Genomic DNA, 24704 nt, shown 5'->3' with positions numbered 1-24704 from the left:
TACAATCTGAACGTTTCAAATTTGACGCGGCAGGTGAACAAGATGAAGATGGATGAGCTGGAAAAGGTTATGATTGTCGAGGGAAAATCAGATAAAGAGAAAATCGAAAGCGTCCTGAATGAACCGGTGCGCATTATCTGCACAAACGGAACAATCAGCCAGCTGAGGCTCGAGGAATTGGCTGACGAGCTTTATGATAAAGACGTCTATATATTAGTTGATGCTGATGAATCAGGTGAGAAATTGAGAAAACAGCTGAAGCGTGAATTTAATGAAGCCTGCCATCTCCATATCGACAGAGCCTATAAGGAAGTAGCGGCTGCGCCCAGGCACCATGTCGCCTCTGTATTGCTGCGTGCGAATCTGAATGTCCATACTATTTTTCTTGAAAGAAAGTCCCGAGGTGTATAGCATGAAAGAACTCCAAGAACACGAACTTGATCACATTGAAGATGATGTGTACCTTCTATATTTATATACTCCGTTTTGCGGCACCTGCCAGCTTGCAAGCAAAATGCTGACAGTGGTGAAAGAAATGCTGCCGGATGTCGCCTTCTATCAAAACAATGTCAATTACTCTCCGACATTCGCAAAAGCGTATCAAATTGAAAGCGTCCCTTGTTTTCTGCTGTTTAAAGGCGGAAAGGTGGTAGAAAGAGGATATGCATTTCATTCCGTTTCTTATTTATATGAGCTGATCAAACAAAAATCATCTTCCTCATCCCATTTATGACATATTTCTCAGCATATCCAATGAAATTGTCGTTCGTTTTATAAAGGGGTTCTTGCGACAAAGAGAGAAATGTGTATGTATGACCAACAAATAGGAGGTTGTACATATGGAGAAAGCGGAAGTTTTAGAAGATGAGTATCAGCATCTGTTTTTAAAACCCCTTTTGAATGCCTCAACATTGCTCATTACCTTCCAAGGAGAAGCAGAAGCCTTAACCGTCTCAATAAACGAACAGGGAGAAATGAAAAAAGTTTCTCCGCCCCAAACGTCCAACCTGACCTTTTACGGAAACCAAACGGAAATTATTGATTTATTGCACGGAGACATTTCCCTTCAGCACCTGATTCAGAGCGGAAGCCTCAAAGTAAAGGGGTCATTCAGGGCCCTGTTAAAACTGGAAGCCATTCTCTGGCTGACAAATGGATTTTTTCAGAGGATTTTAAAAAATTAAAAAATAATAAATTATTATAATAGTAAAAGTTGACATCATTTATTTTATTGACATTTAATCATTCGCCGTGCTATTCTACATTAAGAATTTCCGGACGAAAAAGACTATATATTTCTCTTATCAAGAGAGGTGGAGGGAAGTGCCCTATGAAGCCCGGCAACCATCAACACTGTTGAAATGGTGCCAATTCACACGAAGCGTTCAGCTTTGAAAGATGAGAGAAAGGCATTTTATATAAGCCTTTCTGCTCAAGTGTGCAGAAAGGCTTTTCTTTTGCAGAAAAAACCGGAAGATTTCTTAGAATAGTGTTAAGGCAGGTGATTGCTTTGATCAATCTTCAGGATGTTTCAAAAGTTTACAAGTCGAAACATGGAGATGTCAATGCTGTCCAAAATGTCTCGCTTTCCATTAAAAAAGGTGAGATTTTTGGAATTATAGGATATAGCGGAGCTGGTAAGAGTTCCTTAATCCGTCTGCTGAACGGCCTTGAGAAACCAACCTCAGGAACCGTGGAAGTGGCGGGAACCAAGATTAATGAAGTAAATGGACGCGGTTTAAGAAAAGCACGCCATGAGATCAGTATGATTTTCCAGCATTTCAATTTGCTTTGGTCGCGGACTGTCAGAGATAATATCATGTTTCCTTTGGAAATTGCCGGAGTGAAAAAGAGCGAGCGGATCAAGCGCGCCAATGAACTGATTAAACTGGTAGGTTTAGAAGGAAAAGAAAAATCTTATCCATCTCAGCTGAGCGGCGGTCAGAAGCAACGTGTCGGAATTGCCAGAGCGCTTGCAAACAATCCGAAGGTTCTTCTTTGTGACGAAGCGACATCAGCATTAGATCCGCAAACGACAGATTCAATTCTGGATCTATTGTCCGATATTAATGAAAGACTCGGTTTGACGATTGTGCTGATTACCCACGAAATGCATGTCATCCGCAAAATCTGCAACAGAGTCGCCGTCATGGAAAACGGCAAGGTGGTCGAAGAAGGCGAGGTTCTCGATGTCTTCAAAAATCCAAAGGAACAAATGACAAAACGATTTGTTCAGCAGGTGACAGAGCCGGAAGAAACGAAAGAGACGCTTCAGCACCTTCTTGATGATACAGCATCAGGAAAAATGGTTCAGCTCACATTTGTCGGTGAGTCAGCTGAACAGCCTCTGATTACAGAGATGATCAGAAACTTCAATGTCAGCGTCAATATTCTGCAAGGGAAAATTTCGCAGACGAAGGATGGGGCTTACGGTTCACTGTTCATCCACATTGACGGAGACGAGGAAGAAGTGCAAAACGTGATCCGATTCATTAATGACAAACAGGTGAAAGCAGAGGTGATCACGAATGTTTGAAAAATACTTCCCGAACGTTGATTTAACTGAATTATGGAACGCGACATATGAAACACTTTATATGACGCTGATTTCTTTACTGTTTGCTTTTGTCATCGGGGTCATCCTCGGCTTGCTGCTCTTTCTGACGAGCAAAGGAAGCCTCTGGCAGAATAAAGCGGTCAACTCTGTGATTGCGGCCGTTGTTAACATATTCAGATCGATTCCGTTCCTTATTTTAATTATTTTACTATTAGGTTTTACGAAATTTTTAGTCGGCACGATCTTAGGGCCAAACGCCGCATTGCCGGCGCTGGTAATCGGCTCGGCACCATTTTACGCGCGCCTTGTTGAAATCGCGCTGCGTGAGGTGGATAAAGGTGTGATTGAAGCCGCTAAATCAATGGGCGCGAAAACGTCTACGATTATTTTCAAAGTGCTGATTCCGGAATCAATGCCTGCTCTTATTTCTGGCATTACGGTTACTGCCATCGCTTTGATCGGCTCAACGGCAATTGCCGGAGCCATTGGTTCAGGAGGCCTTGGAAACCTTGCGTACGTAGAAGGATATCAGTCTAATAACGCTGATGTTACCTTCGTTGCTACTGTGTTTATTTTAATCATCGTGTTTATTATTCAAATCATCGGTGATCTAATAACAAATATTATAGACAAACGATAAGGGAGGATTTACATTGAAAAAGCTATTTTTGGGTGCATTACTGCTTGTATTTGCAGGAGTCATGGCTGCCTGCGGTTCGAATAACGGCGCTGAATCTGGCAAGAAAGAAATTGTCGTTGCGGCAACAAAAACACCGCATGCGGAAATTTTAAAAGAAGCTGAACCATTGCTGAAAGAAAAAGGCTATACGCTGAAAGTGAAAGTGCTTAGTGATTACAAAATGTACAATAAAGCTTTAGCTGATAAAGAAGTGGACGCGAACTACTTCCAGCACATTCCTTACCTTGAGCAAGAAATGAAAGAAAACACAGATTACAAACTTGTGAATGCCGGCGCTGTTCACTTAGAGCCATTCGGTATTTACTCTAAAACATACAAATCACTGAAAGACCTTCCAGACGGTGCGACAATCATTCTGACAAACAACGTTGCTGAACAAGGACGTATGCTTGCAATGCTTGAAAACGCTGGATTAATCACTCTTGATTCTAAGGTAGAAACAATTGACGCAACACTGAAAGACATTAAGAAAAACCCGAAAAACCTTGAATTCAAAAAAGTGGCGCCTGAATTAACGGCAAAAGCATATGAAAACAAAGAAGGAGACGCGGCCTTCATCAATGTAAACTATGCGATCCAAAATAAATTAAATCCTAAAAAAGATGCAATTGAAGTAGAATCAACGAAAAACAACCCATACGCTAACATCATCGCAGTAAGAAAAGGCGAAGAAGATTCTGCAAAAATCAAAGCGCTGATGGAAGTTCTTCACTCTAAAAAGATCAAAGACTTCATCGAGAAAAAATACGACGGAGCTGTGCTTCCTGTATCTGAATAAGGCTGAAACCCCGGATGAGAAATCCGGGGTTTTTTTCGCGTATTTTCCTAAAAGCTGTTCATAATAAAAAGGAATGTTAAACAGATGGAGGGATTTTCTTTGAATCAAGACAGAGGAAGCATGCAGGACGCGTTAAAACAATATAAACATGGTTTAGGTACATTTGAACAAAAGATGCCGCTGATGGGAAGGAAATTTAACGAATTTACTGAACAGTGCTTTGCCGGGAATTCTCTGACTGAAAGAGAAAAACAGCTGATCGCCCTCGGAATTGCCATCAATGCTCAGGACGAATATTGCATGATCTATCATACAAAAGGCTGTCTCGATCAGGGAGCGACAGAAGAAAACATTCTCGAAGCCGTCAGTGTGGCAGCGGCATTTGGAGGCGGCGCAGCTTTCAGCCAAGGCGTGACAGTTGTTCAACAGTGCATTGAGGAATTCGGAAACACCACGCATTAAGAGAAGGAATATTCCGAAAAACCATTCTCATTTGTTCTGAAAGGATGCTTTCGTCTCATCTGCCGCTATTTCACGCCAAATCGTTTTTGCGGCATCCAACGCAGCACTGGTACAATAAAAAGCAAATATATGAAGGGATTGATTCATTATTTGCAGCAGCCAGGACAGACTGAACCTCGATTATACGTCAGAAATGGAAAAAGCGATGCAGCTGTCACACGGAATTGGATACGAGGAATATGGACGCCGGCTGGAAACAAGAATGAAGGTAGAGCGGCAGAGAGAGCTTGATTATGAAAAAAGCAAGCGGATTTCTGCGGGAGCTTATTGAGAAAATCAATCTTTTAAAAAAGGGTGGGAATCCACTCTTTTTCTTTTTCAATCGCTTTAATAAAGTGCTGATCTTTGTTAAACTTGAGGAATGTGCAAGGCACGATAAAAAGTTGTATTTACTTTTCATTTGTTATAAAATTAGAATGAGAATAAAATGAGAATAATGATTATATATTTTTGGAGGTATAGATATGGCTGCTTCAACATTAACGATCAAAGATCTTCACGTTGAAATCGAAGGGAAAGAGATCTTAAAGGGTGTAAACCTTGAAATAAAAGGTGGAGAATTCCACGCAGTAATGGGCCCGAACGGAACTGGTAAATCCACTTTATCAGCTGCTATTATGGGGCATCCTAAATATGAAGTAACAAAAGGCAGCATCACGCTTGACGGCAAAGATGTACTGGAGATGGAAGTGGACGAGCGTGCGCAGGCAGGCTTATTCCTTGCGATGCAGTACCCAAGTGAAATCAGCGGTGTGACAAATGCCGACTTCCTTCGCTCAGCAATCAACGCGCGCAGAGAAGAAGGCGATGAAATTTCTCTCATGAAATTCATCCGCAAAATGGACGAAAACATGGAGTTCCTTGAAATGGACCCTGAAATGGCTCAGCGCTATCTTAACGAAGGCTTCTCAGGCGGGGAGAAAAAACGCAACGAAATCCTTCAATTAATGATGATTGAACCGAAAATCGCCATCCTTGATGAAATCGACTCAGGTCTTGATATTGACGCTTTGAAAGTTGTATCAAAAGGGATCAACAAAATGCGCAGCGAAAGCTTCGGCTGCCTGATGATCACTCACTATCAGCGCCTGTTAAACTACATCACTCCGGATGTTGTTCACGTTATGATGCAAGGCCGCGTTGTAAAATCCGGCGGTGCAGAGCTTGCACAGCGTCTTGAAGCAGAAGGTTATGACTGGATCAAACAAGAACTTGGCATTGAAGACGAAACTGTTGGCCAAGAAGCGTAAGCGTTAGGGGGATTAATATGACACTAGGTACAAAACTATCCGTAGATCAGGAGTATCTCAAAAGCTTTTCCGAAAAGCACCAAGAACCTGCCTGGCTGAAGAACCTGCGCTTACAGGCTCTTGAACAAGCTGAGGATCTGCCGATGCCGAAACCTGACAAAACAAAAATCACAAACTGGAACTTCACGAATTTCGCGAAGCATACAGTGGATAACGAACCGCTTTCTTCATTAGAAGATTTGACTGATGAAGTAAAAGCGCTGATCGACGTTGAAAACGAAGATAAAACATTATACGTACAGCGTGACCAGACGCCGGCATATCTTTCTCTTTCTCAAGAATTGAAAGACAAAGGCGTCATCTTCACTGATATTCTGACTGCTGCACGTGAGCACAGCGACTTGGTGGAGAAATACTTTATGAAGGACGGCGTGAAAGTTGACGAACATAAGTTAACTGCACTTCACGCGGCTCTTGTTAACGGAGGAGCATTCCTTTATGTTCCGAAAAATGTTCAGGTGGAGACGCCGGTTCAGGCTGTTTATGTCCACGAAAGCAATGATACAGCTCTATTCAACCACGTGCTGATTGTGGCTGAAGACCACAGCTCTGTAACATATGTAGAAAACTACATCAGCACTGTAAACCCGAAAGACGCTGTCTTCAATATTATCAGTGAGGTCATCACAGGTGATAATGCCAGCGTGACATACGGTGCGGTGGATAATCTGTCAAGCGGTGTGACAACTTATGTGAACCGCCGCGGTGCTGCGCGCGGACGCGACAGCAAAATCGAGTGGGCCCTTGGCCTGATGAACGACGGCGACACGATTTCCGAAAATACAACAAACCTTTACGGTGACGGCACATACGGCGATACGAAAACGGTTGTTGTCGGAAGAGGAGAGCAAACAGAAAACTTCACAACACAAATCATCCATTTCGGTAAAGCTTCTGAAGGCTATATCTTGAAGCACGGTGTGATGAAGGATTCCGCTTCTTCTATCTTTAACGGAATCGGCAAAATCGAACATGGCGCTTCTAAAGCGAATGCGGAGCAAGAATCACGCGTGCTGATGCTTAGCGAAAAAGCACGCGGAGACGCAAACCCTATTCTTTTAATTGACGAAGACGATGTAACTGCAGGACATGCGGCATCTGTCGGCCGTGTGGACCCTATTCAGCTTTACTACCTGATGAGCCGCGGAATTCCGAAAGAAGAAGCAGAACGCTTAGTCATTTACGGATTCCTTGCACCGGTAGTAAATGAACTTCCGATTGAAGGCGTTAAGAAACAATTAGTTTCTGTTATCGAAAGGAAAGTGAAGTAATGAATATCACAGATATTCGTGAACAGTTCCCGATCCTTCATCAGCAAGTGAACGGACATGATCTCGTTTATCTCGACAGCGCGGCGACTTCCCAGAAGCCGCGTGCTGTCATTGAAACACTGGATAAGTATTATAACCAATACAATTCCAATGTTCACCGGGGCGTCCATACACTTGGAACCAGAGCGACAGATGGTTATGAAGGAGCGCGTGAAAAAGTCCGCAAGTTTATTAACGCGAAGTCAATGGCTGAGATTATTTTCACAAAAGGCACGACCACATCACTGAATATGGTGGCGTTAAGCTATGCACGCGCCAACCTGGAACCTGGTGATGAAGTGGTCATCACCTACATGGAGCATCATGCGAATATCATTCCGTGGCAGCAGGCTGTAAAAGCAACTGGCGCCACATTAAAATATATTCCGCTGCAGGAAGACGGAACGATTTCTTTAGAAGACGTCAGAGAAACGGTCACAAGCAACACAAAAATTGTTGCGGTGTCTCATGTATCTAATGTCCTCGGCACGGTCAACCCGATTAAAGAAATGGCTAAAATCGCTCATGACAATGGGGCTGTCATTGTGGTGGACGGAGCACAAAGCACGCCTCACATGAAAATTGACGTGCAGGATCTCGATTGCGACTTCTTTGCGCTTTCTTCCCATAAAATGTGCGGACCTACCGGTGTTGGTGTGCTGTACGGAAAGAAAGCCCTGCTGGAAAACATGGAGCCTGCCGAATTCGGTGGTGAAATGATCGACTTTGTCGGGCTTTATGAATCAACTTGGAAAGAGCTTCCGTGGAAATTCGAAGCGGGTACGCCGATTATTGCAGGAGCAATCGGCCTCGGTGCCGCCATTGATTTTCTCGAAGAAATCGGTCTTGATGAGATTTCCCGCCATGAGCACAAGCTTGCAGCTTATGCGCTTGAACGCTTCCGCCAGCTTGACGGCGTAACGGTTTACGGACCGGAAGAGCGTGCCGGGCTTGTCACATTCAACCTTGATGATGTTCATCCGCACGATGTGGCGACTGTGCTTGATGCGGAGGGAATTGCAGTCAGAGCCGGCCACCATTGCGCGCAGCCGCTGATGAAATGGCTGGATGTAACTGCTACTGCAAGAGCAAGCTTTTATCTGTATAATACAGAGGAAGAGATTGATAAGCTTGTGGAAGCTCTTCAAAAGACAAAGGAGTATTTTACAAATGTCTTTTAATGCAAACTTAGATACATTGTACAGACAGGTGATTATGGATCATTACAAAAACCCGCGAAATAAAGGGGTTTTGAATGACAGCATCGTCGTGGATATGAACAATCCGACATGCGGCGACCGCATCAGACTGACAATGAAGCTTGACGGAGACATCGTGGAAGATGCGAAGTTTGAAGGGGAAGGCTGTTCCATTTCAATGGCATCCGCTTCGATGATGACTCAGGCGATTAAAGGGAAAGATATTGAAACTGCCCTTTCCATGTCTAAGATTTTCTCGGATATGATGCAAGGGAAAGAGTATGATGATTCTATAGATCTTGGGGATATTGAAGCCCTTCAAGGCGTTTCAAAATTCCCGGCCCGTATCAAATGTGCAACCCTGTCATGGAAAGCACTTGAAAAAGGAGTCGCGAAAGAAGAAGGCGGCAATTAAAAGGATTGGAGTGAAAATGGATGGCTAAAAAAATGCCTGATATTGGTGAATACAAGTATGGTTTTCACGACAAGGACGTTTCCATTTTCCGTTCAGAGCGCGGATTGACAAAAGAAATCGTAGAAGAAATTTCTCGCATGAAAGAAGAGCCTCAATGGATGCTTGACTTCCGCTTGAAATCACTTGAGCATTTCTACAACATGCCGATGCCTCAATGGGGCGGAGATTTAAACTCACTGAACTTTGACGAAATTACGTACTACGTAAAACCGTCTGAGCGTTCAGAGCGTTCTTGGGATGAAGTTCCTGAAGAAATTAAACAAACATTCGACAAGCTCGGTATTCCTGAAGCTGAACAAAAATACCTTGCGGGTGTTTCTGCTCAGTACGAATCTGAGGTTGTATACCACAACATGAAAGAAGATCTTGAAGCGCAAGGTATTGTCTTTAAAGACACTGACAGCGCGCTGAAAGAGAATGAAGATATTTTCCGTGAGCACTGGGCAAAAGTAATCCCGCCGACTGATAACAAGTTTGCGGCGCTTAACTCAGCTGTTTGGTCGGGCGGATCTTTCATCTACGTGCCTAAAGGCGTGAAGGTTGAAACACCGCTTCAAGCTTACTTCCGTATCAACTCTGAGAACATGGGTCAGTTCGAACGTACACTGATCATTGTTGACGAAGAAGCAAGCGTTCATTATGTTGAAGGCTGTACTGCGCCTGTTTACACAACAAACTCACTTCACAGTGCGGTCGTTGAGATCATCGTGAAAAAAGGCGGCTACTGCCGTTATACAACGATCCAAAACTGGGCGAACAACGTTTACAACCTTGTAACAAAGCGTACAGTCTGTGAAGAAAACGCAACAATGGAATGGATCGACGGCAACATCGGTTCTAAGCTGACAATGAAATATCCGGCTTGTATCCTAAAAGGCGAAGGCGCGCGCGGTATGACGCTTTCTATCGCTCTTGCGGGTAAAGGCCAGCATCAGGATGCAGGTGCGAAAATGATTCACCTTGCACCAAACACATCATCTACAATCGTATCAAAATCGATTTCAAAACAGGGCGGAAAAGTAACGTACCGCGGAATCGTCCACTTCGGACGCAAAGCGGAAGGCGCTCGCTCTAACATCGAGTGCGATACGCTCATCATGGATAACAAATCAACTTCAGACACAATTCCTTACAATGAAATCTTAAATGATAACATTTCATTGGAGCACGAAGCGAAAGTTTCCAAAGTATCTGAAGAGCAGCTCTTCTACTTGATGAGCCGCGGTATTTCTGAAGAAGAAGCAACTGAAATGATCGTAATGGGCTTTATCGAGCCATTCACAAAAGAGCTTCCAATGGAATACGCAGTTGAAATGAACCGTTTGATTAAGTTCGAAATGGAAGGTTCTATCGGTTAATGATGAAAACCCCTTTGTTTATCAAGGGGCTGGCGTGCCGAATTTGATTGTAGAAGACGAACTTTTGAAGTTCGTCTTCTTTTATTTTTCAGAGACATATCCACTGTTATTTTAATGGTTTTAATTACTTATCGATTAGAATATTTCAGACCTGCGCCGGATAGGTTCAGTTTCTATATCACGCAACCATACAGTTGCTTATGCTTGACATGCAACTAATGAGTTGCTTATACTCAATATATGAATTGGAACAAAGACGCTATATTCAAAGCACTCGGCGATTCGACTCGGCGGCTTATATTAGACGAATTATCTGAACGCAACGAGCTGACGTTGTATGAACTTACGATACGTCTTATTACAAAGTACGACCTTTCTATTACGCGACAGGCGATAGCTAAACACCTTTCTGTACTGGAGGATGCAGGACTCGTAACATCAAAACGAAAGGGAAAATATCGAGTACTTATATTCAACAACGAACCGCTTAAAAATTTGCTGAAAGGATGGATAGAGTAATTTTATAAAACCAGCACTGACTTTCTGTAAAATGTTGGTTTGTTTTGCTTGAAGCCGGATTGTTTGCACAGTACCATACACCATAAATATCAAAGGAGGAAACAACAATATGAAAATCATTGTGACTAGTATATTCGTGCAAGATCAAGACAAGGCACTGAAGTTCTATACAGAAAAACTGGGGTTTGTAAAAAAGGAGGATGTTCCCATGGGGAAATTCAGGTGGATAACGCTTGTTTCTCCAGATGATCAAGACGGAACCGAGCTTTTACTCGAACCGAATGAACATCCTGCCGCCAAGGAGTATCAAAAGAAGATATTCTCCGAAGGCTTCCCGGCCACAATGTTTGGCGTTGCAGATATTCAAAAAGAGTACAACCGATTAAAGGAAAAAGGCGTGACGTTTACGATGGAACCGACAAAAATGGGCGAAGTCACAATTGCTGTCTTCGATGATACATGCGGTAACCTTATTCAAATTGTACAGAAGTAACCGATTCAGTCGCGTCCTTTTTGTATGCAGAAGAAAAACCGCTGGCCGAGGGGCCGCGGTTTTTTACTCTTCTTCTGTCTCCTGATTGATAATTTGCTTTACAGATGATCTGCTGTTATTTTCTCTGTTCATCTCTCGCAATTGAGTATAAGCCATATCGAATTCCTCTTTTGTCATCTGCTTTGCGGCTAATGCAGAGCATAATATAGCAAAAGCAATTGGCATTGTATCAATGTGAATGTCGATATGGACCTCTGAGTTGCCGCTGTTTTTGATAACAGATTCAGTAGTGGGTATCTCTTGAGTATGTCTGTTAAGAGGAATGATGTTTTCGTTCATTAGTCTTCTCCGTCTTGTGACTGCGCCTGTGCCTGATCCTGATCTGTATTCACGTTGACCACGACTTTTGCATTACCGCTGTTTTGGACTTTTGCGACTGCCGCATCGCGTCTGTTTTCTTCATTTTCATGACGATTTTCGCTCATGCTATCATCCTTTCTCTATTGATAGTGACAGGATATTCGATAGGAGAGTAAAGAGATTGGACGAACTTCGCGGTTTTTCCACATTAGGGCAAAAGGTCGAAGGAAAGCATTCTATTTGGTAAAATGAATAGACATTATAATAGAAAAGGTGTTTGCATATGAAATCGTACATCATCGTCGGCGCAGGGATTCTGGGCGCGTCGACGGCTTATCATCTCGCAAAATCAGGCGCTCGCGTTACTGTCATTGATCGGAAAGAGCCGGGACAAGCGACTGATGCGGCGGCGGGGATCGTCTGTCCTTGGCTCTCTCAGCGCCGCAATCAGGATTGGTATCAGCTTGCTAAGGGCGGGGCGCGATACTATGCGGATTTAATCAATCAGTTGGAAGAGGACGGAGAAACGGATACAGGATATAAACGTGTTGGTGCGATCAGCATTCATACTGATGCGTCAAAGCTTGATAAGATGGAGGAGCGGGCGTATAAGAGACGGGAGGATGCGCCGGAGATCGGCGACATTACCCGCTTGTCCGCAAGTGAAACGAAAAAGCTGTTTCCGATTTTAGCTGATGACTATGAATCAGTTCATATCAGCGGTGCCGCCCGTGTGAACGGAAGAGCGCTGTGCCGGTCGCTTTTAAGCGCTGCAGAGAAACGCGGCGCAACGGTCATCAAAGGAAATGCATCTTTACTTTTTGAAAACGGAACAGTCACCGGCGTGCAAACAGATACAAAGCAGATTGCGGCTGACGCGGTCATTGTGACGGCGGGAGCATGGGCCAATGAGATATTGAAGCCTCTCGGCATTCATTTTCAAGTGTCATTTCAAAAAGCGCAGATTATGCATTTTGAAATGACAGATGCAGATACAGGATCGTGGCCGGTTGTAATGCCGCCGAGTGATCAGTACATTCTGTCGTTTGATAACGGCAGAATTGTAGCCGGCGCCACACACGAAAACGATGCCGGTCTTGATGATCTGCGTGTGACAGCCGGAGGCCAGCACGAAGTATTGAGCAAAGCGTTAGCCGTTGCACCGGGTCTTGCTGATGCGGCTGCTGTTGAAACAAGAGTGGGCTTCAGGCCGTTTACACCGGGATTTCTGCCGGTCGTAGGGGCCGTGCCGAATGTTCAAGGCCTGTACGCTGCAAACGGTTTGGGTGCTTCTGGACTGACGATGGGGCCGTTCTTGGGTGCAGAGCTCGCAAAGCTAGTTCTCGGAAAGCAGACAGAATTAGACCTTAGTCCTTATCATCCAGCCGGAGCACTTGCATAATAAGTAAGAGCATAACAAACAAATATAATAAAGCTGTTCTAGCTTTTCTTTTCTGTATGTGTTAGCATTTATCTTTAATGAAAAAGAGGACGTGAACTGATTTTGATAAAAATTGATATACCCGCACCGAATGTCACCATCACTGAACGACAGCAGTCAGCTAATGATAACGAGCCGAAGATAAAACCGATTCACGGATTCATCGACTTTCACCAGATCCCAAGGGACAAAGGCGGCATTTTTATGTTTTACAACATTCATGACGAGCTGCTGTTTGTCGGGAAAGCTAGAAAGTTAAGACAGAGAATTAAGAAGCATTTCGAAGACACTGTTTCACCGATCAAACATCACAGAGATGAAGTTTATAAAATTGAGGTATGTGTAGTTGATGATCCAATGGAAAGAGAGATTTACGAAACATATATCATCAATACACAGCACTCGAAGTACAATATAGACAAGGTATTTTTTAAATAAGACGTCAGTCTGCGGATTGAACAGCGAAGCCAGAGCTTAAGTCAAGTTCTGGCTTTTGATTTGGGCATTTTTTCGCATATAGACCCTTTGTCTATCATTCGAATAAATTATTGAGAAATTTCAGAAAATAATATTGACAATCCTACCCGCGGACTTTAATATAACAATATATAATGTTATATAACGTTATATAATAAAAACGGGGAGTGAAGGATTTGAGTCAGGCCACAGCAAAAGTAAATCGTGAGGTTCAAGCTTTCTTGCAGGATTTGAAAGGGAAAACCATTGATCATGTATTCTTTGTCGCATGCGGAGGGTCTTCTGCCATTATGTATCCGAGTAAGTATGTGTTTGACAGAGAGTCAAAATCAATAAACTCCGACCTCTACAGCGCCAACGAATTTATTCAGCGCAACCCTGTTCAGCTTGGTGAAAAGTCTCTTGTTATTTTGTGCTCGCATTCGGGAAATACCCCGGAGACAGTCAAAGCTGCTGCGTTTGCAAGGGGCAAGGGCGCACTTACGATTGCGATGACGTTTAAACCGGAGTCTCCTTTAGCGCAGGAAGCGCAATATGTTGCCCAGTACGATTGGGGTGATGAGGCGCTTGCGATCAATACAAACTATGGCGTTTTGTATCAAATCGTTTTTGGAACCCTGCAAGTATTAGAAAACAATACGAAATTCCAACAAGCAATTGAAGGCTTAGATCAATTGCAGGCTGTATATGAAAAAGCCCTTAAGCAGGAAGCTGACAACGCCAAGCAATTTGCAAAAGCCCATGAAAAAGAAAGCATTATTTATACCATGGCAAGTGGTGCAAACTACGGTGTCGCTTACTCCTACAGCATCTGCATTCTCATGGAAATGCAATGGATTCATTCCCACGCCATTCATGCCGGAGAATATTTTCACGGACCGTTTGAAATTATTGATGAATCCGTGCCGTTTATCATCCTGCTCGGTTTAGATGAAACAAGACCTCTTGAAGAGCGGGCGCTTACCTTCTCGAAAAAGTATGGCAAAAAGCTCACTGTGCTTGATGCTGCATCTTACGACTTCACTGCAATTGACGATTCAGTTAAAGGCTATCTTGCTCCGCTCGTTCTCAATCGTGTGCTGAGAAGCTATGCAGACGAGCTGGCAGAGGCGAGAAATCATCCTTTATCTCATAGAAGATACATGTGGAAAGTTGAGTATTGATCTGAAAATGAAGAACCATTATGCATTAGACTATAATGTTATATAACATTATAGTCTAATGTCCAGAGGAGGCCAACCCTTTGAAGAAAATGTTGTTGTTCTTGATCATTGCAGCTGTCAGTATGCTCACCATCGCAGGCTGTTCGAGCCAAAGCAGTTCAGCGGACGGAAAGGTGACATTGAAATTTTTCCACAGATGGCCAAAGGAGCCGGAAAAAAGTTATTTTGAAGAGGTTGTTAAGGAATTTGAAAAAGAACATCCGGATATCGACATTCAAATTGAAGCCGTTTTAAATGACTCCTATAAAGATAAAATTAAGGTCATGCTGGGAACCACCAGCCCTCCTGACATTTACTTCTCTTGGAGCGATGAGTTTGCTTTTAAATTTATCAGAGGCAATAAAGCACTTGATCTCTCGTCCTACTACAAAAATGACACCGATTGGTCATCACAGCTCGTTCAATCGCAAATTACACCATTTACTTATGAAAACAAGCAATATGGCGTGCCGTGGCAAATGGACGCTAAATCATTCTTCTATAATAAAGACATTTTCCAAAAGCTGAATCTTGATCCCCCGAAGACGTGGGATGAATTAATCGATGTGTCAAAAAAGCTGAAAGAACATGGCTACACACCGATCAGCTTCGGAACAAAGGCGACTTGGACAATCTCGCACTATATCGGCACGCTTAATCAGCGGATGGTCGATGAAAAAACGCGAGACAAGGACTATAACGCCAAAACGGGTGAATTTACTGATGAAGGCTATGTAAAAGCCCTTGAAAAGCTTCAGGAGCTGATGCCTTATTTTAATAAACATGTAAACTCCGTCGACCACGAATATGTGAGACAGCAATTTAAGAGCGAAAAGTCGGCGATGATATATGCGGAAACAGCGGAAATCAAGCTGGTTGAACCGGTTAATCTCGGGATGTTCCCATTTCCTAAAATCAGCGGGCAAAAAGGATCTTCAGAAGCGTTAACGGGAGCGCCGGAAGGATTCATGATTTCCTCAAGAACAAAACATCCGAAGGAAGCGATGGAATTTTTGCAGTTCTTGACGTCGAAAAAAATGGGCGAAAAGCTCGTGAAAGATGTCGGGAAATACAGTGCAGTGCAAGGTACGGCTACTGAAGAAAATGCAACAGCTATTCAGCGTGAAGCCGTTCAGCATATCGTTGATGCCAAATCAATGGTTCCATGGTTTGATATGGATGTCGATGTTGAAGTCGCAGATGCGTACCTAACAGGCGTCCAGCAAATGCTTGGCGGCGACATGACACCGCAGCAGGTGATGAAAGCCGTTCAAAAGGCAGCAAAGCAGGTGAGGGCGTCAGCTGAATAAATCAAAGAAAAGGTGAAGCTTCACACCTTTTCTTTTTATAAAGGAGATGAGATACCCTTGGTCAATCAAAATAAAATAATCCCCTATTTGTTTTTGGTGCCTGCTCTCGTTTTTTTACTTTTCGTTTATATCCCGATTTTTGAGAATGTATTCCTCAGCCTGTTTCAGTGGAGCTCATTTTCTCCGGAAAAAACGTTTATCGGCTTAAAAAACTATGTTGAATTATTTCATGATCCTGTCTTTTATCAGGCACTGACCAATAACGTGCTTTACGCAGTGATCTCAATTGTATGCCAGGTATTTGGCGGTTTGATTTTGGCGGCGGTGCTTGAGGATAAGCTGGTCAGAAAATGGTCGCCGTTTTTTCGTACCGTTTTCTTTTTGCCGGTTGTCATCTCAATGACTGTGATCGCGCTTTTGTTTGATTTTATTTACAATCCGGAGACAGGGCTTTTGAATCAGCTGCTTCAGGCCATCGGTCTTGATCAGCTGACGAGGGCCTGGCTCGGGGATGACAGCACAGCTATGCTTTCTGTCATTTTTGTGTCCCAGTGGCAATCTGTCGGTTATATTGCGATGCTGTACATTGTGTCGATTCAAAAAATACCGGATGAACTGTATGAAGCGGCCCGGCTTGACGGCGCGGGTAAAATTCAGCAGTTTTTTCATATTACTGTTCCCCAGACGAAAGAGATGTCTTTTGTTGCGGTGGTCATGACGCTGACCGGGGCCTTTACGGTCTTTAATGAGCCGTACATTTTGACAGGCGGCGGGCCGGGAAACGCGTCAGAAGTCTTGAGCACGTTTTTATATAAAAGCGCCTTTACAAAGGATATGATGGGCTACGCCTCAGCGATTGCCACTGTCGTGTTAATCATTACGCTTGCATTATCGCTCATGCAAATGAAGTTCTTTAAAACCGGAAAGGAGGAGTAACTGATGCTGCCTCAGAAGAAGACAGATTCGTTCAGGTTGGAGCCTGTGCCTGACCAGCACATTGAGGTTAAAGATAAGCCTAGACGAAAATGGTATATCGGAGAAACGTCTGTGTGGGTTTTTCTGTTTCTATATTTGATTGCGATTGCCTATCCGCTTCTCTGGATGGTGATGAGCGCCTTTAAAAACTCTGACGATATTTTTGAGCACAGCTGGTCGCTGCCGTCTTCGTGGCATCCGGAAAATTTTGTTTCCGCCTGGAACCAGGGGATTTCTTCTTATTTTATGAACAGTGTCATCGTTACGGCGCTGACGTGTGTGATCACTGTCTTTATCAGTGCATGGGCAGCGTATGGCCTTTCCCGGTTTGAGTTTAAAGGAAAAGGATTCTTTTTGGTGCTATGTCTTGGCGGATTGATGCTGACGCCGCAGGTCAGTCTTGTGCCGCTTTATTCTATTATTCAGTCGCTTGGCCTGTACAATACGTATTGGGCGTTAATCCTGCCGTATGCGGCTTATCGGATCCCATTCACCATCATTTTGATCCGCTCTTATTTTCTTTCTATTTCCAAAGAATTGGAGGAGGCGGCCTATTTGGATGGGTGTACAAGTTTTGGAGTATTTTTCAGAATTTTCTTACCAATGAGCGTGCCAATTTTGGTGACATCCGGCATTTTGACGGCTTACCATACATGGAATGAGTTTATGTTTGCGATTATTTTCATAGATGATGAGAATTTGCGGACCATTCCAGCTGGGCTGATGCAGTTCAGAGACGCGCTGCAGACAGACTGGGGCGTCCTGCTGGCGGGGTTAACGATTTCAGCCGCGCCGATTATTATTCTATTTTTATTGATGCAGAAATATTTTGTCCGCGGGATTGCAAGCGGCAGTGTAAAAGGATAAAGGAGGAAGCGCTATGAAATTGATTGCGGTTGGAGATAATGTTGTAGATTATTACCAGGATCAAGAAACATTCTACCCGGGAGGAAATGCCTTAAACGTTGCTGTGCTTGCCAAGCGGCTCGGGCATGAGTCTTCCTATATCGGAATCGTCGGCAATGACGAAGCCGCGGCGCATCTGTTGAACGTTCTCAAGCTGGAGCAGGTCAATGCAGATTATATCCGCCAGGCGCACGGAGAAAACGGGATGGCGATTGTCACCCTTGATGGACAGGGGGACCGCATTTTTGTCAGATCAAATAAAGGCGGCATTCAGTCCCGGCTTCGCCTCGCGTTTCAGGAGAAAGATGTATCTTTTATCAGCGGGCATGATCTGCTGCATACGAGCGTGTACAGCAGGCTTGAGAACGATCTTCCGCAGCTGTGCGGGCTGGTCCCTGTCTCATTTGATTTTTCAACCAATCGGGAGGATGATTATTTGAGGAGGGTCTGTCCTTATGTGACGTATGCGTTTTTTTCAGGAAGCGATTTGAGTGAGTCGGAATGCGGTGAGCTTGCCAAAACAGCTCATGGGTACGGAGCCAAAATGGTTTGTATGACCCGAGGGGGCCAAGGAGCAATCCTGTCTGCGGGTGATCGAGTCTATCATCAGCCGATTGTGGAAGCTGATATAATAGATACACTTGGAGCGGGAGATTCTTTTATAGCAGGCTTTTTGACTGCCTTTTGCGTGAAGCAGGATATAACGTATGCTTTGCGCCAGGCTGCTGAAACGGCTGCGAAAACATGCGGTGTGTACGGAGCTTTCGGCTATGGCTATCCTTATCGCTTGGAGGACGGGGGAAGCAGTGAAAAAACGAGAATACTATAAGCAGTGTCTCGTTTTTTATGCCTGTTATGTGTAGGGGCTGTTGATGGTAAAAGTGACACGGTTTGTGTGCATCAAAAACAATGAGCAATAGATTGGCTGGTCGTTTGATGTAAAAGCCGTTTTATCAATTTCAAACAGCGCATCCCCGATATCACAATCCAGGTATTTGCTTTCCTCCTGTTGGGCATATACAACGTTTAATAGCTTCGTATTGTGCGTGGGTACAACTTTGTATTGCTGTTTCAAAATATCATGCATGGAGACGCCGTCAGCAATAAAGGTATCAATGCCGGGAAACAAATCAAGCGGATAATGCGTCACTTCAAAGGTGAGAGGCTGATCATCATTATATAAAATCCGTTTTAATTCAACGACAGGGCTCTCGGGATGGATTTGAAGCTTTTCAGCGATGGGTTTTGACGCTGGAATGATGTCATGGGACAGCACATGATGCTTCGGTTTTTTGCCGGTTGATTCCATAAATTCCGAGTAGCCGTTTACAGCGATCAGCTCTCGTTTTAATTTAGGGCTTTTAACGAACGTTCCCTTTCCCTGCTGCCTGATCAGATAGCCTTCTTCGACTAAATCGAGAATGGCTTTCCTGACGGTGATGCGGCTGACGTTATACTTGGTGCAAAGCTCGTTTTCGGTAGGCAGCTTGGCGGTTGGGGAATACACGCCCTTTTTGATGTCATCAGTGATGATTTGTTTTAGCTGAATGTATAAAGGTGTAGAACTTCCGTTGTTTAACAAAGGGTAGCCTCCTTTTAACCTATTATTTATATTATAATGTATTATGACGTTATAATACAAATTTACATTTTTTATTTTAGAAATATAGCAAAAATGGGAATCGATTACTCTAAAAATAACAGAAAGACCAAGTTGTTTCCAGTGACGAAATAACGGGTCAAAAGATAGGGGGACTTTTCTGATGGCTTCATTAACATTTGAACACGTCAAAAAATCATATCACTCACAATTAACCGTGAAGGACTTTGATTTAGATGTAAAGGATAAGGAGCTTTTGGTGCTGGTGGGGCCGTCAGGATGCGGAAAATCGACAACGCTGCGGATGGTGGCTGGATTAGAAAGCATTTCTGAAGGAAATCTTCTTATTGATGGGGAGCGGGTCAATGATCTTCCGCCGAAAGAACGTGATATTGCGATGGTATTCCAGAACTATGCGCTTTATCCGCATATGACGGTTTTTGATAATATGGCGTTTGGATTAAAGCTCAGAAAGATGGCGAAACAGGAAATTGCCGAGCGGGTTCATGCGGCAGCTAGAATTTTAGAAATTGAACATTTGCTGAAGAGAAAACCGAAGGCGCTCTCCGGCGGGCAGCGGCAAAGGGTGGCGCTTGGCAGGTCGATTGTGAGGGAGCCGAAGGTCTTTTTAATGGACGAGCCGCTTTCTAATCTGGATGCAAAACTAAGAGTGACGATGCGGACAGAAATCAGCAAGCTGCACCAGCGATTAGAGGCAACGATCATTTATGTCACGCATGACCAGACCGAAGCAATGACAATGGGAGATCGGATTGTCGTCATGAATGAAGGGGAAATTCAGCAAGTGGCGAAACCTCATGACATTTATCATTACCCGGCCAATTTGTTTGTCGCAGGTTTCATTGGCTCTCCTGGGATGAACTTTTTGAAAGGCATCATAGAACAGCAGCATGGCGAGCTGTTTTTCACAAATTCTTCGATCCGGCTTCATATTCCTGAAGAAAAAGCAAAGCGGCTGAAGGAAAAGGGATATGCCGGAGAACAGATGATTGCCGGTGTACGGCCGGAGCACATCACACAAATGACAGGAAATGACCAGTTGTTTGATTCAGTGTTTCAAGCGAACGTGGAAGTGAATGAAAATTTGGGCTCGGAGCTCATAGTGCATGTCATGGCTGGGGACGAGCGGCTCAAGGTCCGCCTGGACGGAAACACGCGAATCGATGCAGGCGATTCAATCCAGCTCTCAGTGAAAATGGACCACGTAGTCTTTTTCGATGTGGAAACGGAAGAGGCTGTGTATTAGAAAAAGGTGCTCCTAAAAAGGAGCACCTTTTTCTTACGGCCAAATCTCATCCGCCCATTCAGGGTGGTCGATAAATGGATTGCGGTTGTGCTGATATTTTTCATAAATGATTTCATTTCTTTTCCGCTCGCGGTCGTCAACCGGATCCTGCTTATTCCATTCGAGCAGGACAGATTGTTTGCCATGATAAGGAGCTGAGCCGTTGCCTGTCTTATCATTAAGCTCAAGATCAGGATAGCCGTCATCACCCTCGTAACGGACAGCCATGTAAAACAGCATGCGGGCAACATCGCCTTTCACATCATCGCGGGGCTCCCATGAATCGCCGTCATAATAATTTCCGGGTGCCTTCGCATATTCAGTGCCGCCATTGTCAAAATCCATATTTCCTCTTGCGCTGTTAACTTGAACATCAGCCGGGCGCAAATGATGAATATCAGTACCAGGTCCCTTGCTCGTGCCAAAATCGCCATGGGATTTCGCCCAGACATGCTCGCGGTTCCAATCGCCGACATTCCCGCCGTTCAGGTTTTTGGACCGCGATTCTTTCGTATAGAGCAGGATGACGTTATTCGGATTTCTCGGATCTTCATCCGTTTCTTTCAGCGCGTTCCACACTTCGCTGTAGGACAGCATCGTGTGTCCGCTGATAATACGGTGCAGGGTGCTTTTTAGCGAGTCTCCTGTTTTACCTTCAGCCCCTTCATAATAGGTATCTGTGTCAGCATAGGGTGCAGCGGGGGCGGCTAATGAGAGAAGGCTTCCTGTTCCTGAAGGGGAAGACGCCAATCGGTCATTAAGGCTTAATGCGGTTTGCGCGCTTGCTGAAGCTGCCGGTGCAAGCCATCCGGAAATCAGTAATACACAGACGAGTGGCAGAAACCATGCTTTTTTTGTCATCACTTGCCCTCCTTTTATCAGATCATGTCTATTATCTAAAATTGAAATAAAGGATAGAAGTGTCATTTTGTATATTTTTCATTAAAATTGTAAATTAGTCCCTTTGGAGGAGGCGGAAAGATCTACTGTTCCCATATCTTTAGGTCCTGTTTTTGCGAGCTGCCGGCATTTCCGTTTTCATCTGTTCCGCAAACATCGCCTCTCCGGCAAGCTTAGCTTGATCATATGAAAGGCATTTTGACCCTCTCTTTCGCTCTTGCTGGCTCTCTTCCTTACCGTGTTTTCTTTTGACCTTTACATCAAAATAGTTGTGACATGTAGGGTGAATCTGGTTGCTGGATGGATACTGTGACTAAAAAATAAACGTTTTTTTGGTTAATCTGTCAATGAACTATCATGTTGCTCCTTCTATAATGAAGTCACCATAGCGGCCAGAGGGGGGAGTACATGGAAAAGCAGAAGCTTTCAGTAAAAAACAGCATCACAGATTATATTGAATGGCTCGCCCAATACGGTGCGTCTGCGGATGGCGGCGTAACGAGGCTTTTATACACAAAAGAGTGGATGGACGCACAGCTTGCTGTGAAAACGGAAATGTCTTCTTTCGGGCTTGAAACAAGATTCGACGATGTCGGCAATGTGTTTGGAAGGCTTTCGGGCACCCAGTCTCCGGATGAAGTCATTGTAACCGGTTCACATATCGATACTGTCATCAATGGGGGAAAATACGACGGCGCCTATGGTGTTCTGGCGGCAATGCTTGCGATAAAGCGGCTCAAAGAGACATATGGAGCGCCGAAAAAAACACTCGAAGCGGTATCTTTATGTGAGGAGGAGGGCAGCCGTTTTCCAATGACCTATTGGGGATCAGGGAATATGACGGGTGTTTTTTCATTACAGGATGGAGCAGAGCCAAGAGACGAATCAGGAGTCTCACTGCAACATGCGATGCATGAGAACGGTTTTGGCAAAGGTGTGTTTCAGGCAGCATATCGGACAGATATCAGCGCTTTTGTTGAGCTCCATATTGAACAGGGACAGACATTGGAAATGTCAGGACGGGATCTCGGGATTGTGACAAGCATTGCGGGTCAGAGGCGATATCTCGTCACGCTGGAGGGGGAATGCAATCATGCGGGAACCACCTCCATGAAATGGCGCAAGGACCCGCTCGCAGCCAGCAGCCGTATCATTCATGAGCTGCTGCTGCGGTCGGAGGAGTTGCCGGAGGAGCTCCGTCTGACATGCGGAAAAATAACGGCAGAGCCCAATGTAGCCAATGTCATACCGGGCCGCGTCCAGTTTTCAATCGATATTCGCCATCAGCATCAGCATGTGCTGGAGCAGTTTCATCAAGACATGGTTGCTTTGATCAACGGCATTTGCCTACAAAAAGGAATTCGCGCCGTGATTGATGAATATATGCGGATAGAGCCTGTGCCGATGGACGAAAGGCTGAAGGCTGCGGCTTTTGAAACAGCATTAGAAAACGGCTTCAGCTGTGAGGAAATGGTGAGCGGAGCAGGGCATGACGCGCAAATGATCGGAAGGCGCTATCCTGCTTGTATGCTGTTTGTGCCGAGCCGAGGCGGCGTCAGCCACTCACCGAAGGAATATACGTCAGCCAGACAGCTCGAGATCGGCGTCCGCGCACTGACTGATTTATTATACAAACTGGCTTACTGATAAAGGAGGAATGGCTGTGTCAGGCAGAAGAGAATTATGCACCCCGTTAAGAACGATTATGACGCCAGGGCCTGTTGAGGTTGATCCGCGTGTATTAAGAGTAATGAGCACCCCGGTTGTCGGCCAATTTGATCCGGCGTTTACAGGTATTATGAATGAAACGATGGAGATGCTTCGGGAGCTGTTCCAAACAAAAAACCGCTGGGCATACCCGATTGACGGCACTTCAAGGGCGGGAATTGAAGCAGTGCTGGCTAGTGTGATAGAGCCGGAAGATGATGTGCTCATTCCCATTTACGGCCGTTTCGGTTATTTGCTGACTGAAATCGCAGAGCGATATGGGGCAAATGTTCATATGCTTGAGTGCGAATGGGGAACGGTTTTTGACCCGGAGGACATCATACGGGAGATAAAAAAAGTAAAGCCGAAAATTGTGGCAATGGTGCATGGAGAAACATCGACAGGACGGATTCACCCGCTGAAAGCCATCGGCGAAGCCTGCCGCACCGAGGATGCATTGTTTATCGTCGATGCAGTCGCAACGATTGGGGGCTGCGAGGTTAAAGTCGATGAATGGAAGATTGATGCTGCCATCGGCGGAACGCAAAAGTGTTTGTCTGTGCCCTCAGGAATGGCGCCGATTACATATAATGAGCGGGTGGCGGACGTGATTGCAGCTCGTAAAAAGGTGGAGCGGGGGATTGCGTCACAAGCTGACAGGGAAGCGCTTTCGGGAAATCGGCCAATCACAAGCAACTACTTTGATTTGAGCCAGCTTGAGGATTATTGGAGCGAAAGACGGCTCAATCATCATACAGAAGCGACGACGATGCTGTACGCCTTACGTGAGGGAGTCAGACTGGTGCTTGAAGAAGGCCTTGAGGCGCGTTTTGAGCGGCATCGGCACCATGAAGCCGCATTAGCAGCAGGGATAAAGGCAATGGGGCTAAGATTGTTTGGAGATGATAGCTGCAAAATGCCTGTTGTCACCTGTGTCGAAATTCCCGGCGGCATTGACGGCGATTCTGTCCGTGACATGCTGCTGGCACAATTCGGTATTGAAATCGCCAGCTCATTCGGCCCGCTCGCAGGGAAGATCTGGAGAATCGGCACGATGGGGTACAGCTGCAGAAAAGAAAACGTGCTATTCGTGCTTGCCGGGTTAGAGGCTGTGCTTCTTAGACATAACGCAGGAATCGAAGCAGGAAAAGCGCTCCAAGCAGCGCTGGATGTGTATGAAAACGCTGACCGCCAGGCAGCGGTGTAAAGAAAAGCTTGCGGAACTCCGCAAGCTTTTTAGATATGATTTCGTGTTTTCTCCAATCTAATTTTCTTCGTTTGACTCTTTTTACAAATCCT

At 44.7% G+C, this 24704-nt stretch carries 29 protein-coding genes, 1 pseudogene and 1 riboswitch; of the genes and pseudogenes, 25 read left to right on the top strand and 5 right to left on the bottom strand.

The genetic code is table 11. The features are described from left to right. Positions 1-48 precede the first annotated feature (48 nt). The 15 genes from NYE20_RS17865 to glxB all read left to right on the top strand — a co-directional run bounded on the left by NYE20_RS17865 (position 49) and on the right by glxB (position 11221). Positions 49-411: a toprim domain-containing protein gene (locus NYE20_RS17865; RefSeq protein ID WP_015483668.1), complete on the top strand. Its 363-nt coding sequence runs from the start codon at positions 49-51 to the stop codon at positions 409-411. 1 nt (position 412) lies between these two features. Further along, positions 413-733: a thioredoxin family protein gene (locus NYE20_RS17860; RefSeq protein ID WP_049139649.1), complete on the top strand. Its 321-nt coding sequence runs from the start codon at positions 413-415 to the stop codon at positions 731-733. Between the two features lie 106 nt (positions 734-839). Continuing rightward, positions 840-1184 (top strand): SCP2 sterol-binding domain-containing protein, encoded by a 345-nt coding sequence (locus NYE20_RS17855; RefSeq protein WP_003228587.1) that lies wholly within the window; start codon positions 840-842, stop codon positions 1182-1184. 114 nt (positions 1185-1298) lie between these two features. Beyond that, positions 1299-1405, top strand: a riboswitch (SAM riboswitch). A gap of 105 nt (positions 1406-1510) precedes the next feature. Continuing rightward, on the top strand, positions 1511-2536 hold the full coding sequence (gene metN / locus NYE20_RS17850; protein ID WP_003242531.1) for a methionine ABC transporter ATP-binding protein MetN: 1026 nt from the start codon (positions 1511-1513) through the stop codon (positions 2534-2536). Next, positions 2529-3197, top strand: coding sequence for a methionine ABC transporter permease MetP (gene metP / locus NYE20_RS17845; RefSeq protein ID WP_003228593.1), 669 nt, complete (start codon positions 2529-2531; stop codon positions 3195-3197). Before metN ends, metP begins: the two co-directional genes overlap by 8 nt. 13 nt (positions 3198-3210) lie before the next feature. Beyond that, the gene (gene metQ, locus NYE20_RS17840; protein WP_021480560.1) at positions 3211-4035 is read left to right on the top strand and encodes a methionine ABC transporter substrate-binding lipoprotein MetQ; all 825 of its coding nucleotides are present in this window, start codon (positions 3211-3213) and stop codon (positions 4033-4035) included. An 84-nt stretch (positions 4036-4119) separates the two neighbouring features. Continuing rightward, the gene (locus tag NYE20_RS17835; RefSeq protein WP_014477920.1) at positions 4120-4497 is read left to right on the top strand and encodes a carboxymuconolactone decarboxylase family protein; all 378 of its coding nucleotides are present in this window, start codon (positions 4120-4122) and stop codon (positions 4495-4497) included. A gap of 193 nt (positions 4498-4690) precedes the next feature. Further along, a complete protein-coding gene (locus NYE20_RS17830; RefSeq protein WP_003228600.1) occupies positions 4691-4828 on the top strand; it encodes a hypothetical protein in 138 nt (45 codons plus the stop codon). Between the two features lie 193 nt (positions 4829-5021). After that, positions 5022-5807 carry a Fe-S cluster assembly ATPase SufC gene (gene sufC, locus NYE20_RS17825; protein WP_014477918.1) on the top strand — a complete coding sequence of 262 codons (786 nt, stop codon included), beginning with the start codon at positions 5022-5024 and terminating at the stop codon, positions 5805-5807. A gap of 17 nt (positions 5808-5824) precedes the next feature. Further along, complete coding sequence (gene sufD, locus NYE20_RS17820; protein ID WP_014480787.1) at positions 5825-7138, top strand: Fe-S cluster assembly protein SufD; 1314 nt, start codon at positions 5825-5827, stop codon at positions 7136-7138. Beyond that, positions 7138-8358, top strand: a complete 1221-nt coding sequence (gene sufS, locus NYE20_RS17815) for a cysteine desulfurase SufS (protein ID WP_015714668.1) — start codon at positions 7138-7140, stop codon at positions 8356-8358. The genes sufD and sufS overlap by 1 nt, the downstream gene beginning before the upstream one ends. Next, on the top strand, positions 8348-8791 hold the full coding sequence (gene sufU, locus NYE20_RS17810) for a Fe-S cluster assembly sulfur transfer protein SufU (protein ID WP_003222809.1): 444 nt from the start codon (positions 8348-8350) through the stop codon (positions 8789-8791). The genes sufS and sufU overlap by 11 nt, the downstream gene beginning before the upstream one ends. Positions 8792-8811: 20 nt before the next feature. Then, positions 8812-10209 (top strand): Fe-S cluster assembly protein SufB, encoded by a 1398-nt coding sequence (sufB, locus tag NYE20_RS17805; protein WP_003228608.1) that lies wholly within the window; start codon positions 8812-8814, stop codon positions 10207-10209. 240 nt (positions 10210-10449) lie between these two features. After that, the gene (locus NYE20_RS17800) at positions 10450-10728 is read left to right on the top strand and encodes a metalloregulator ArsR/SmtB family transcription factor (protein WP_015251274.1); all 279 of its coding nucleotides are present in this window, start codon (positions 10450-10452) and stop codon (positions 10726-10728) included. Between the two features lie 109 nt (positions 10729-10837). Next, positions 10838-11221: a methylglyoxalase gene (gene glxB / locus NYE20_RS17795; RefSeq protein ID WP_003240869.1), complete on the top strand. Its 384-nt coding sequence runs from the start codon at positions 10838-10840 to the stop codon at positions 11219-11221. A gap of 63 nt (positions 11222-11284) precedes the next feature. Here glxB and NYE20_RS17790 read toward each other — a convergent pair whose 3' ends face one another. Both NYE20_RS17790 and sspG read right to left on the bottom strand, forming a co-directional pair. Next, the gene (locus NYE20_RS17790; protein ID WP_003243521.1) at positions 11285-11560 is read right to left on the bottom strand and encodes a hypothetical protein; all 276 of its coding nucleotides are present in this window, start codon (positions 11558-11560) and stop codon (positions 11285-11287) included. Beyond that, positions 11560-11706 (bottom strand): acid-soluble spore protein SspG, encoded by a 147-nt coding sequence (gene sspG / locus NYE20_RS17785; RefSeq protein ID WP_015384584.1) that lies wholly within the window; start codon positions 11704-11706, stop codon positions 11560-11562. Before sspG ends, NYE20_RS17790 begins: the two co-directional genes overlap by 1 nt. A 158-nt stretch (positions 11707-11864) precedes the next feature. Between sspG and NYE20_RS17780 the strand changes: the two genes are divergently transcribed. The 7 genes from NYE20_RS17780 to frlD all read left to right on the top strand — a co-directional run bounded on the left by NYE20_RS17780 (position 11865) and on the right by frlD (position 18721). Further along, positions 11865-12983, top strand: a complete 1119-nt coding sequence (locus NYE20_RS17780) for an FAD-binding oxidoreductase (protein ID WP_070547734.1) — start codon at positions 11865-11867, stop codon at positions 12981-12983. A 102-nt stretch (positions 12984-13085) separates the two neighbouring features. Next, positions 13086-13460, top strand: coding sequence for a nucleotide excision repair endonuclease (locus tag NYE20_RS17775; protein ID WP_003228617.1), 375 nt, complete (start codon positions 13086-13088; stop codon positions 13458-13460). Positions 13461-13675: 215 nt separating this feature from the next. Continuing rightward, positions 13676-14662 (top strand): fructosamine deglycase FrlB, encoded by a 987-nt coding sequence (frlB, locus tag NYE20_RS17770; protein ID WP_015251278.1) that lies wholly within the window; start codon positions 13676-13678, stop codon positions 14660-14662. Between the two features lie 80 nt (positions 14663-14742). Then, positions 14743-16011, top strand: a complete 1269-nt coding sequence (locus NYE20_RS17765; protein ID WP_038827818.1) for an ABC transporter substrate-binding protein — start codon at positions 14743-14745, stop codon at positions 16009-16011. 57 nt (positions 16012-16068) lie between these two features. Next, positions 16069-16947, top strand: coding sequence for a sugar ABC transporter permease (locus tag NYE20_RS17760; RefSeq protein WP_014477910.1), 879 nt, complete (start codon positions 16069-16071; stop codon positions 16945-16947). 3 nt (positions 16948-16950) lie between these two features. After that, entirely contained in the window at positions 16951-17853 is a 903-nt protein-coding gene (locus NYE20_RS17755) for a carbohydrate ABC transporter permease (RefSeq protein ID WP_003228625.1), read from the top strand. Between the two features lie 13 nt (positions 17854-17866). After that, the gene (frlD, locus tag NYE20_RS17750) at positions 17867-18721 is read left to right on the top strand and encodes a fructosamine kinase FrlD (RefSeq protein ID WP_021480552.1); all 855 of its coding nucleotides are present in this window, start codon (positions 17867-17869) and stop codon (positions 18719-18721) included. 24 nt (positions 18722-18745) lie between these two features. Here the strand turns inward: frlD and frlR are convergent, their stop codons facing one another. Continuing rightward, positions 18746-19474, bottom strand: coding sequence for a transcriptional regulator FrlR (frlR, locus tag NYE20_RS17745; protein WP_014480777.1), 729 nt, complete (start codon positions 19472-19474; stop codon positions 18746-18748). A gap of 181 nt (positions 19475-19655) precedes the next feature. Here frlR and ugpC point away from each other — a divergent pair, with 181 nt between their 5' ends. Then, complete coding sequence (gene ugpC, locus NYE20_RS17740) at positions 19656-20759, top strand: sn-glycerol-3-phosphate ABC transporter ATP-binding protein UgpC (protein WP_120028550.1); 1104 nt, start codon at positions 19656-19658, stop codon at positions 20757-20759. A 33-nt stretch (positions 20760-20792) separates the two neighbouring features. Here ugpC and NYE20_RS17735 read toward each other — a convergent pair whose 3' ends face one another. Both NYE20_RS17735 and NYE20_RS17730 read right to left on the bottom strand, forming a co-directional pair. Then, positions 20793-21659 (bottom strand): endonuclease I family protein, encoded by an 867-nt coding sequence (locus NYE20_RS17735; protein WP_042974677.1) that lies wholly within the window; start codon positions 21657-21659, stop codon positions 20793-20795. 81 nt (positions 21660-21740) lie between these two features. Then, positions 21741-21862: pseudogene (locus NYE20_RS17730) on the bottom strand (hypothetical protein); the annotation flags it as partial. 244 nt (positions 21863-22106) lie between these two features. Here NYE20_RS17730 and allC point away from each other — a divergent pair. Next, a complete protein-coding gene (gene allC / locus NYE20_RS17725) occupies positions 22107-23345 on the top strand; it encodes an allantoate deiminase (protein WP_049139632.1) in 1239 nt (412 codons plus the stop codon). A gap of 16 nt (positions 23346-23361) precedes the next feature. Then, the gene (pucG, locus tag NYE20_RS17720) at positions 23362-24612 is read left to right on the top strand and encodes a (S)-ureidoglycine--glyoxylate transaminase (protein ID WP_161621271.1); all 1251 of its coding nucleotides are present in this window, start codon (positions 23362-23364) and stop codon (positions 24610-24612) included. The last annotated feature ends 92 nt before the right edge of the window (positions 24613-24704 follow it).

It is taken from the genome of Bacillus sp. FSL R5-0416 (assembly GCF_037975425.1).
Classification (GTDB): Bacteria; Bacillota; Bacilli; order Bacillales; family Bacillaceae; genus Bacillus; species Bacillus subtilis.
The sequence above is the reverse complement of the archived record's forward strand: the minus strand, read 5'-3'. Positions and strand labels throughout refer to the sequence as shown.

Bases quoted from the DNA above. Each gene is read 5' to 3' on its own strand.
- NYE20_RS17780 (WP_070547734.1), top strand. From the start codon at position 11,865: ATGAAATCGTACATCATCGTCGGCGCAGGGATTCTGGGCGCGTCGACG.
- frlD (WP_021480552.1), top strand. From the start codon at position 17,867: ATGAAATTGATTGCGGTTGGAGATAATGTTGTAGATTATTACCAGGAT.
- NYE20_RS17790 (WP_003243521.1), bottom strand. From the start codon at position 11,560: ATGAACGAAAACATCATTCCTCTTAACAGACATACTCAAGAGATACCC.
- sufS (WP_015714668.1), top strand. From the start codon at position 7,138: ATGAATATCACAGATATTCGTGAACAGTTCCCGATCCTTCATCAGCAA.
- NYE20_RS17755 (WP_003228625.1), top strand. From the start codon at position 16,951: ATGCTGCCTCAGAAGAAGACAGATTCGTTCAGGTTGGAGCCTGTGCCT.
- NYE20_RS17860 (WP_049139649.1), top strand. From the start codon at position 413: ATGAAAGAACTCCAAGAACACGAACTTGATCACATTGAAGATGATGTG.
- sufU (WP_003222809.1), top strand. From the start codon at position 8,348: ATGTCTTTTAATGCAAACTTAGATACATTGTACAGACAGGTGATTATG.
- NYE20_RS17865 (WP_015483668.1), top strand. From the start codon at position 49: ATGGATGAGCTGGAAAAGGTTATGATTGTCGAGGGAAAATCAGATAAA.
- glxB (WP_003240869.1), top strand. From the start codon at position 10,838: ATGAAAATCATTGTGACTAGTATATTCGTGCAAGATCAAGACAAGGCA.
- sufD (WP_014480787.1), top strand. From the start codon at position 5,825: ATGACACTAGGTACAAAACTATCCGTAGATCAGGAGTATCTCAAAAGC.
- sufB (WP_003228608.1), top strand. From the start codon at position 8,812: ATGGCTAAAAAAATGCCTGATATTGGTGAATACAAGTATGGTTTTCAC.
- NYE20_RS17735 (WP_042974677.1), bottom strand. From the start codon at position 21,659: ATGACAAAAAAAGCATGGTTTCTGCCACTCGTCTGTGTATTACTGATT.
- NYE20_RS17830 (WP_003228600.1), top strand. From the start codon at position 4,691: ATGGAAAAAGCGATGCAGCTGTCACACGGAATTGGATACGAGGAATAT.
- allC (WP_049139632.1), top strand. From the start codon at position 22,107: ATGGAAAAGCAGAAGCTTTCAGTAAAAAACAGCATCACAGATTATATT.
- ugpC (WP_120028550.1), top strand. From the start codon at position 19,656: ATGGCTTCATTAACATTTGAACACGTCAAAAAATCATATCACTCACAA.
- sspG (WP_015384584.1), bottom strand. From the start codon at position 11,706: ATGAGCGAAAATCGTCATGAAAATGAAGAAAACAGACGCGATGCGGCA.
- NYE20_RS17800 (WP_015251274.1), top strand. From the start codon at position 10,450: ATGAATTGGAACAAAGACGCTATATTCAAAGCACTCGGCGATTCGACT.
- NYE20_RS17855 (WP_003228587.1), top strand. From the start codon at position 840: ATGGAGAAAGCGGAAGTTTTAGAAGATGAGTATCAGCATCTGTTTTTA.
- NYE20_RS17835 (WP_014477920.1), top strand. From the start codon at position 4,120: ATGGAGGGATTTTCTTTGAATCAAGACAGAGGAAGCATGCAGGACGCG.
- sufC (WP_014477918.1), top strand. From the start codon at position 5,022: ATGGCTGCTTCAACATTAACGATCAAAGATCTTCACGTTGAAATCGAA.
- metP (WP_003228593.1), top strand. From the start codon at position 2,529: ATGTTTGAAAAATACTTCCCGAACGTTGATTTAACTGAATTATGGAAC.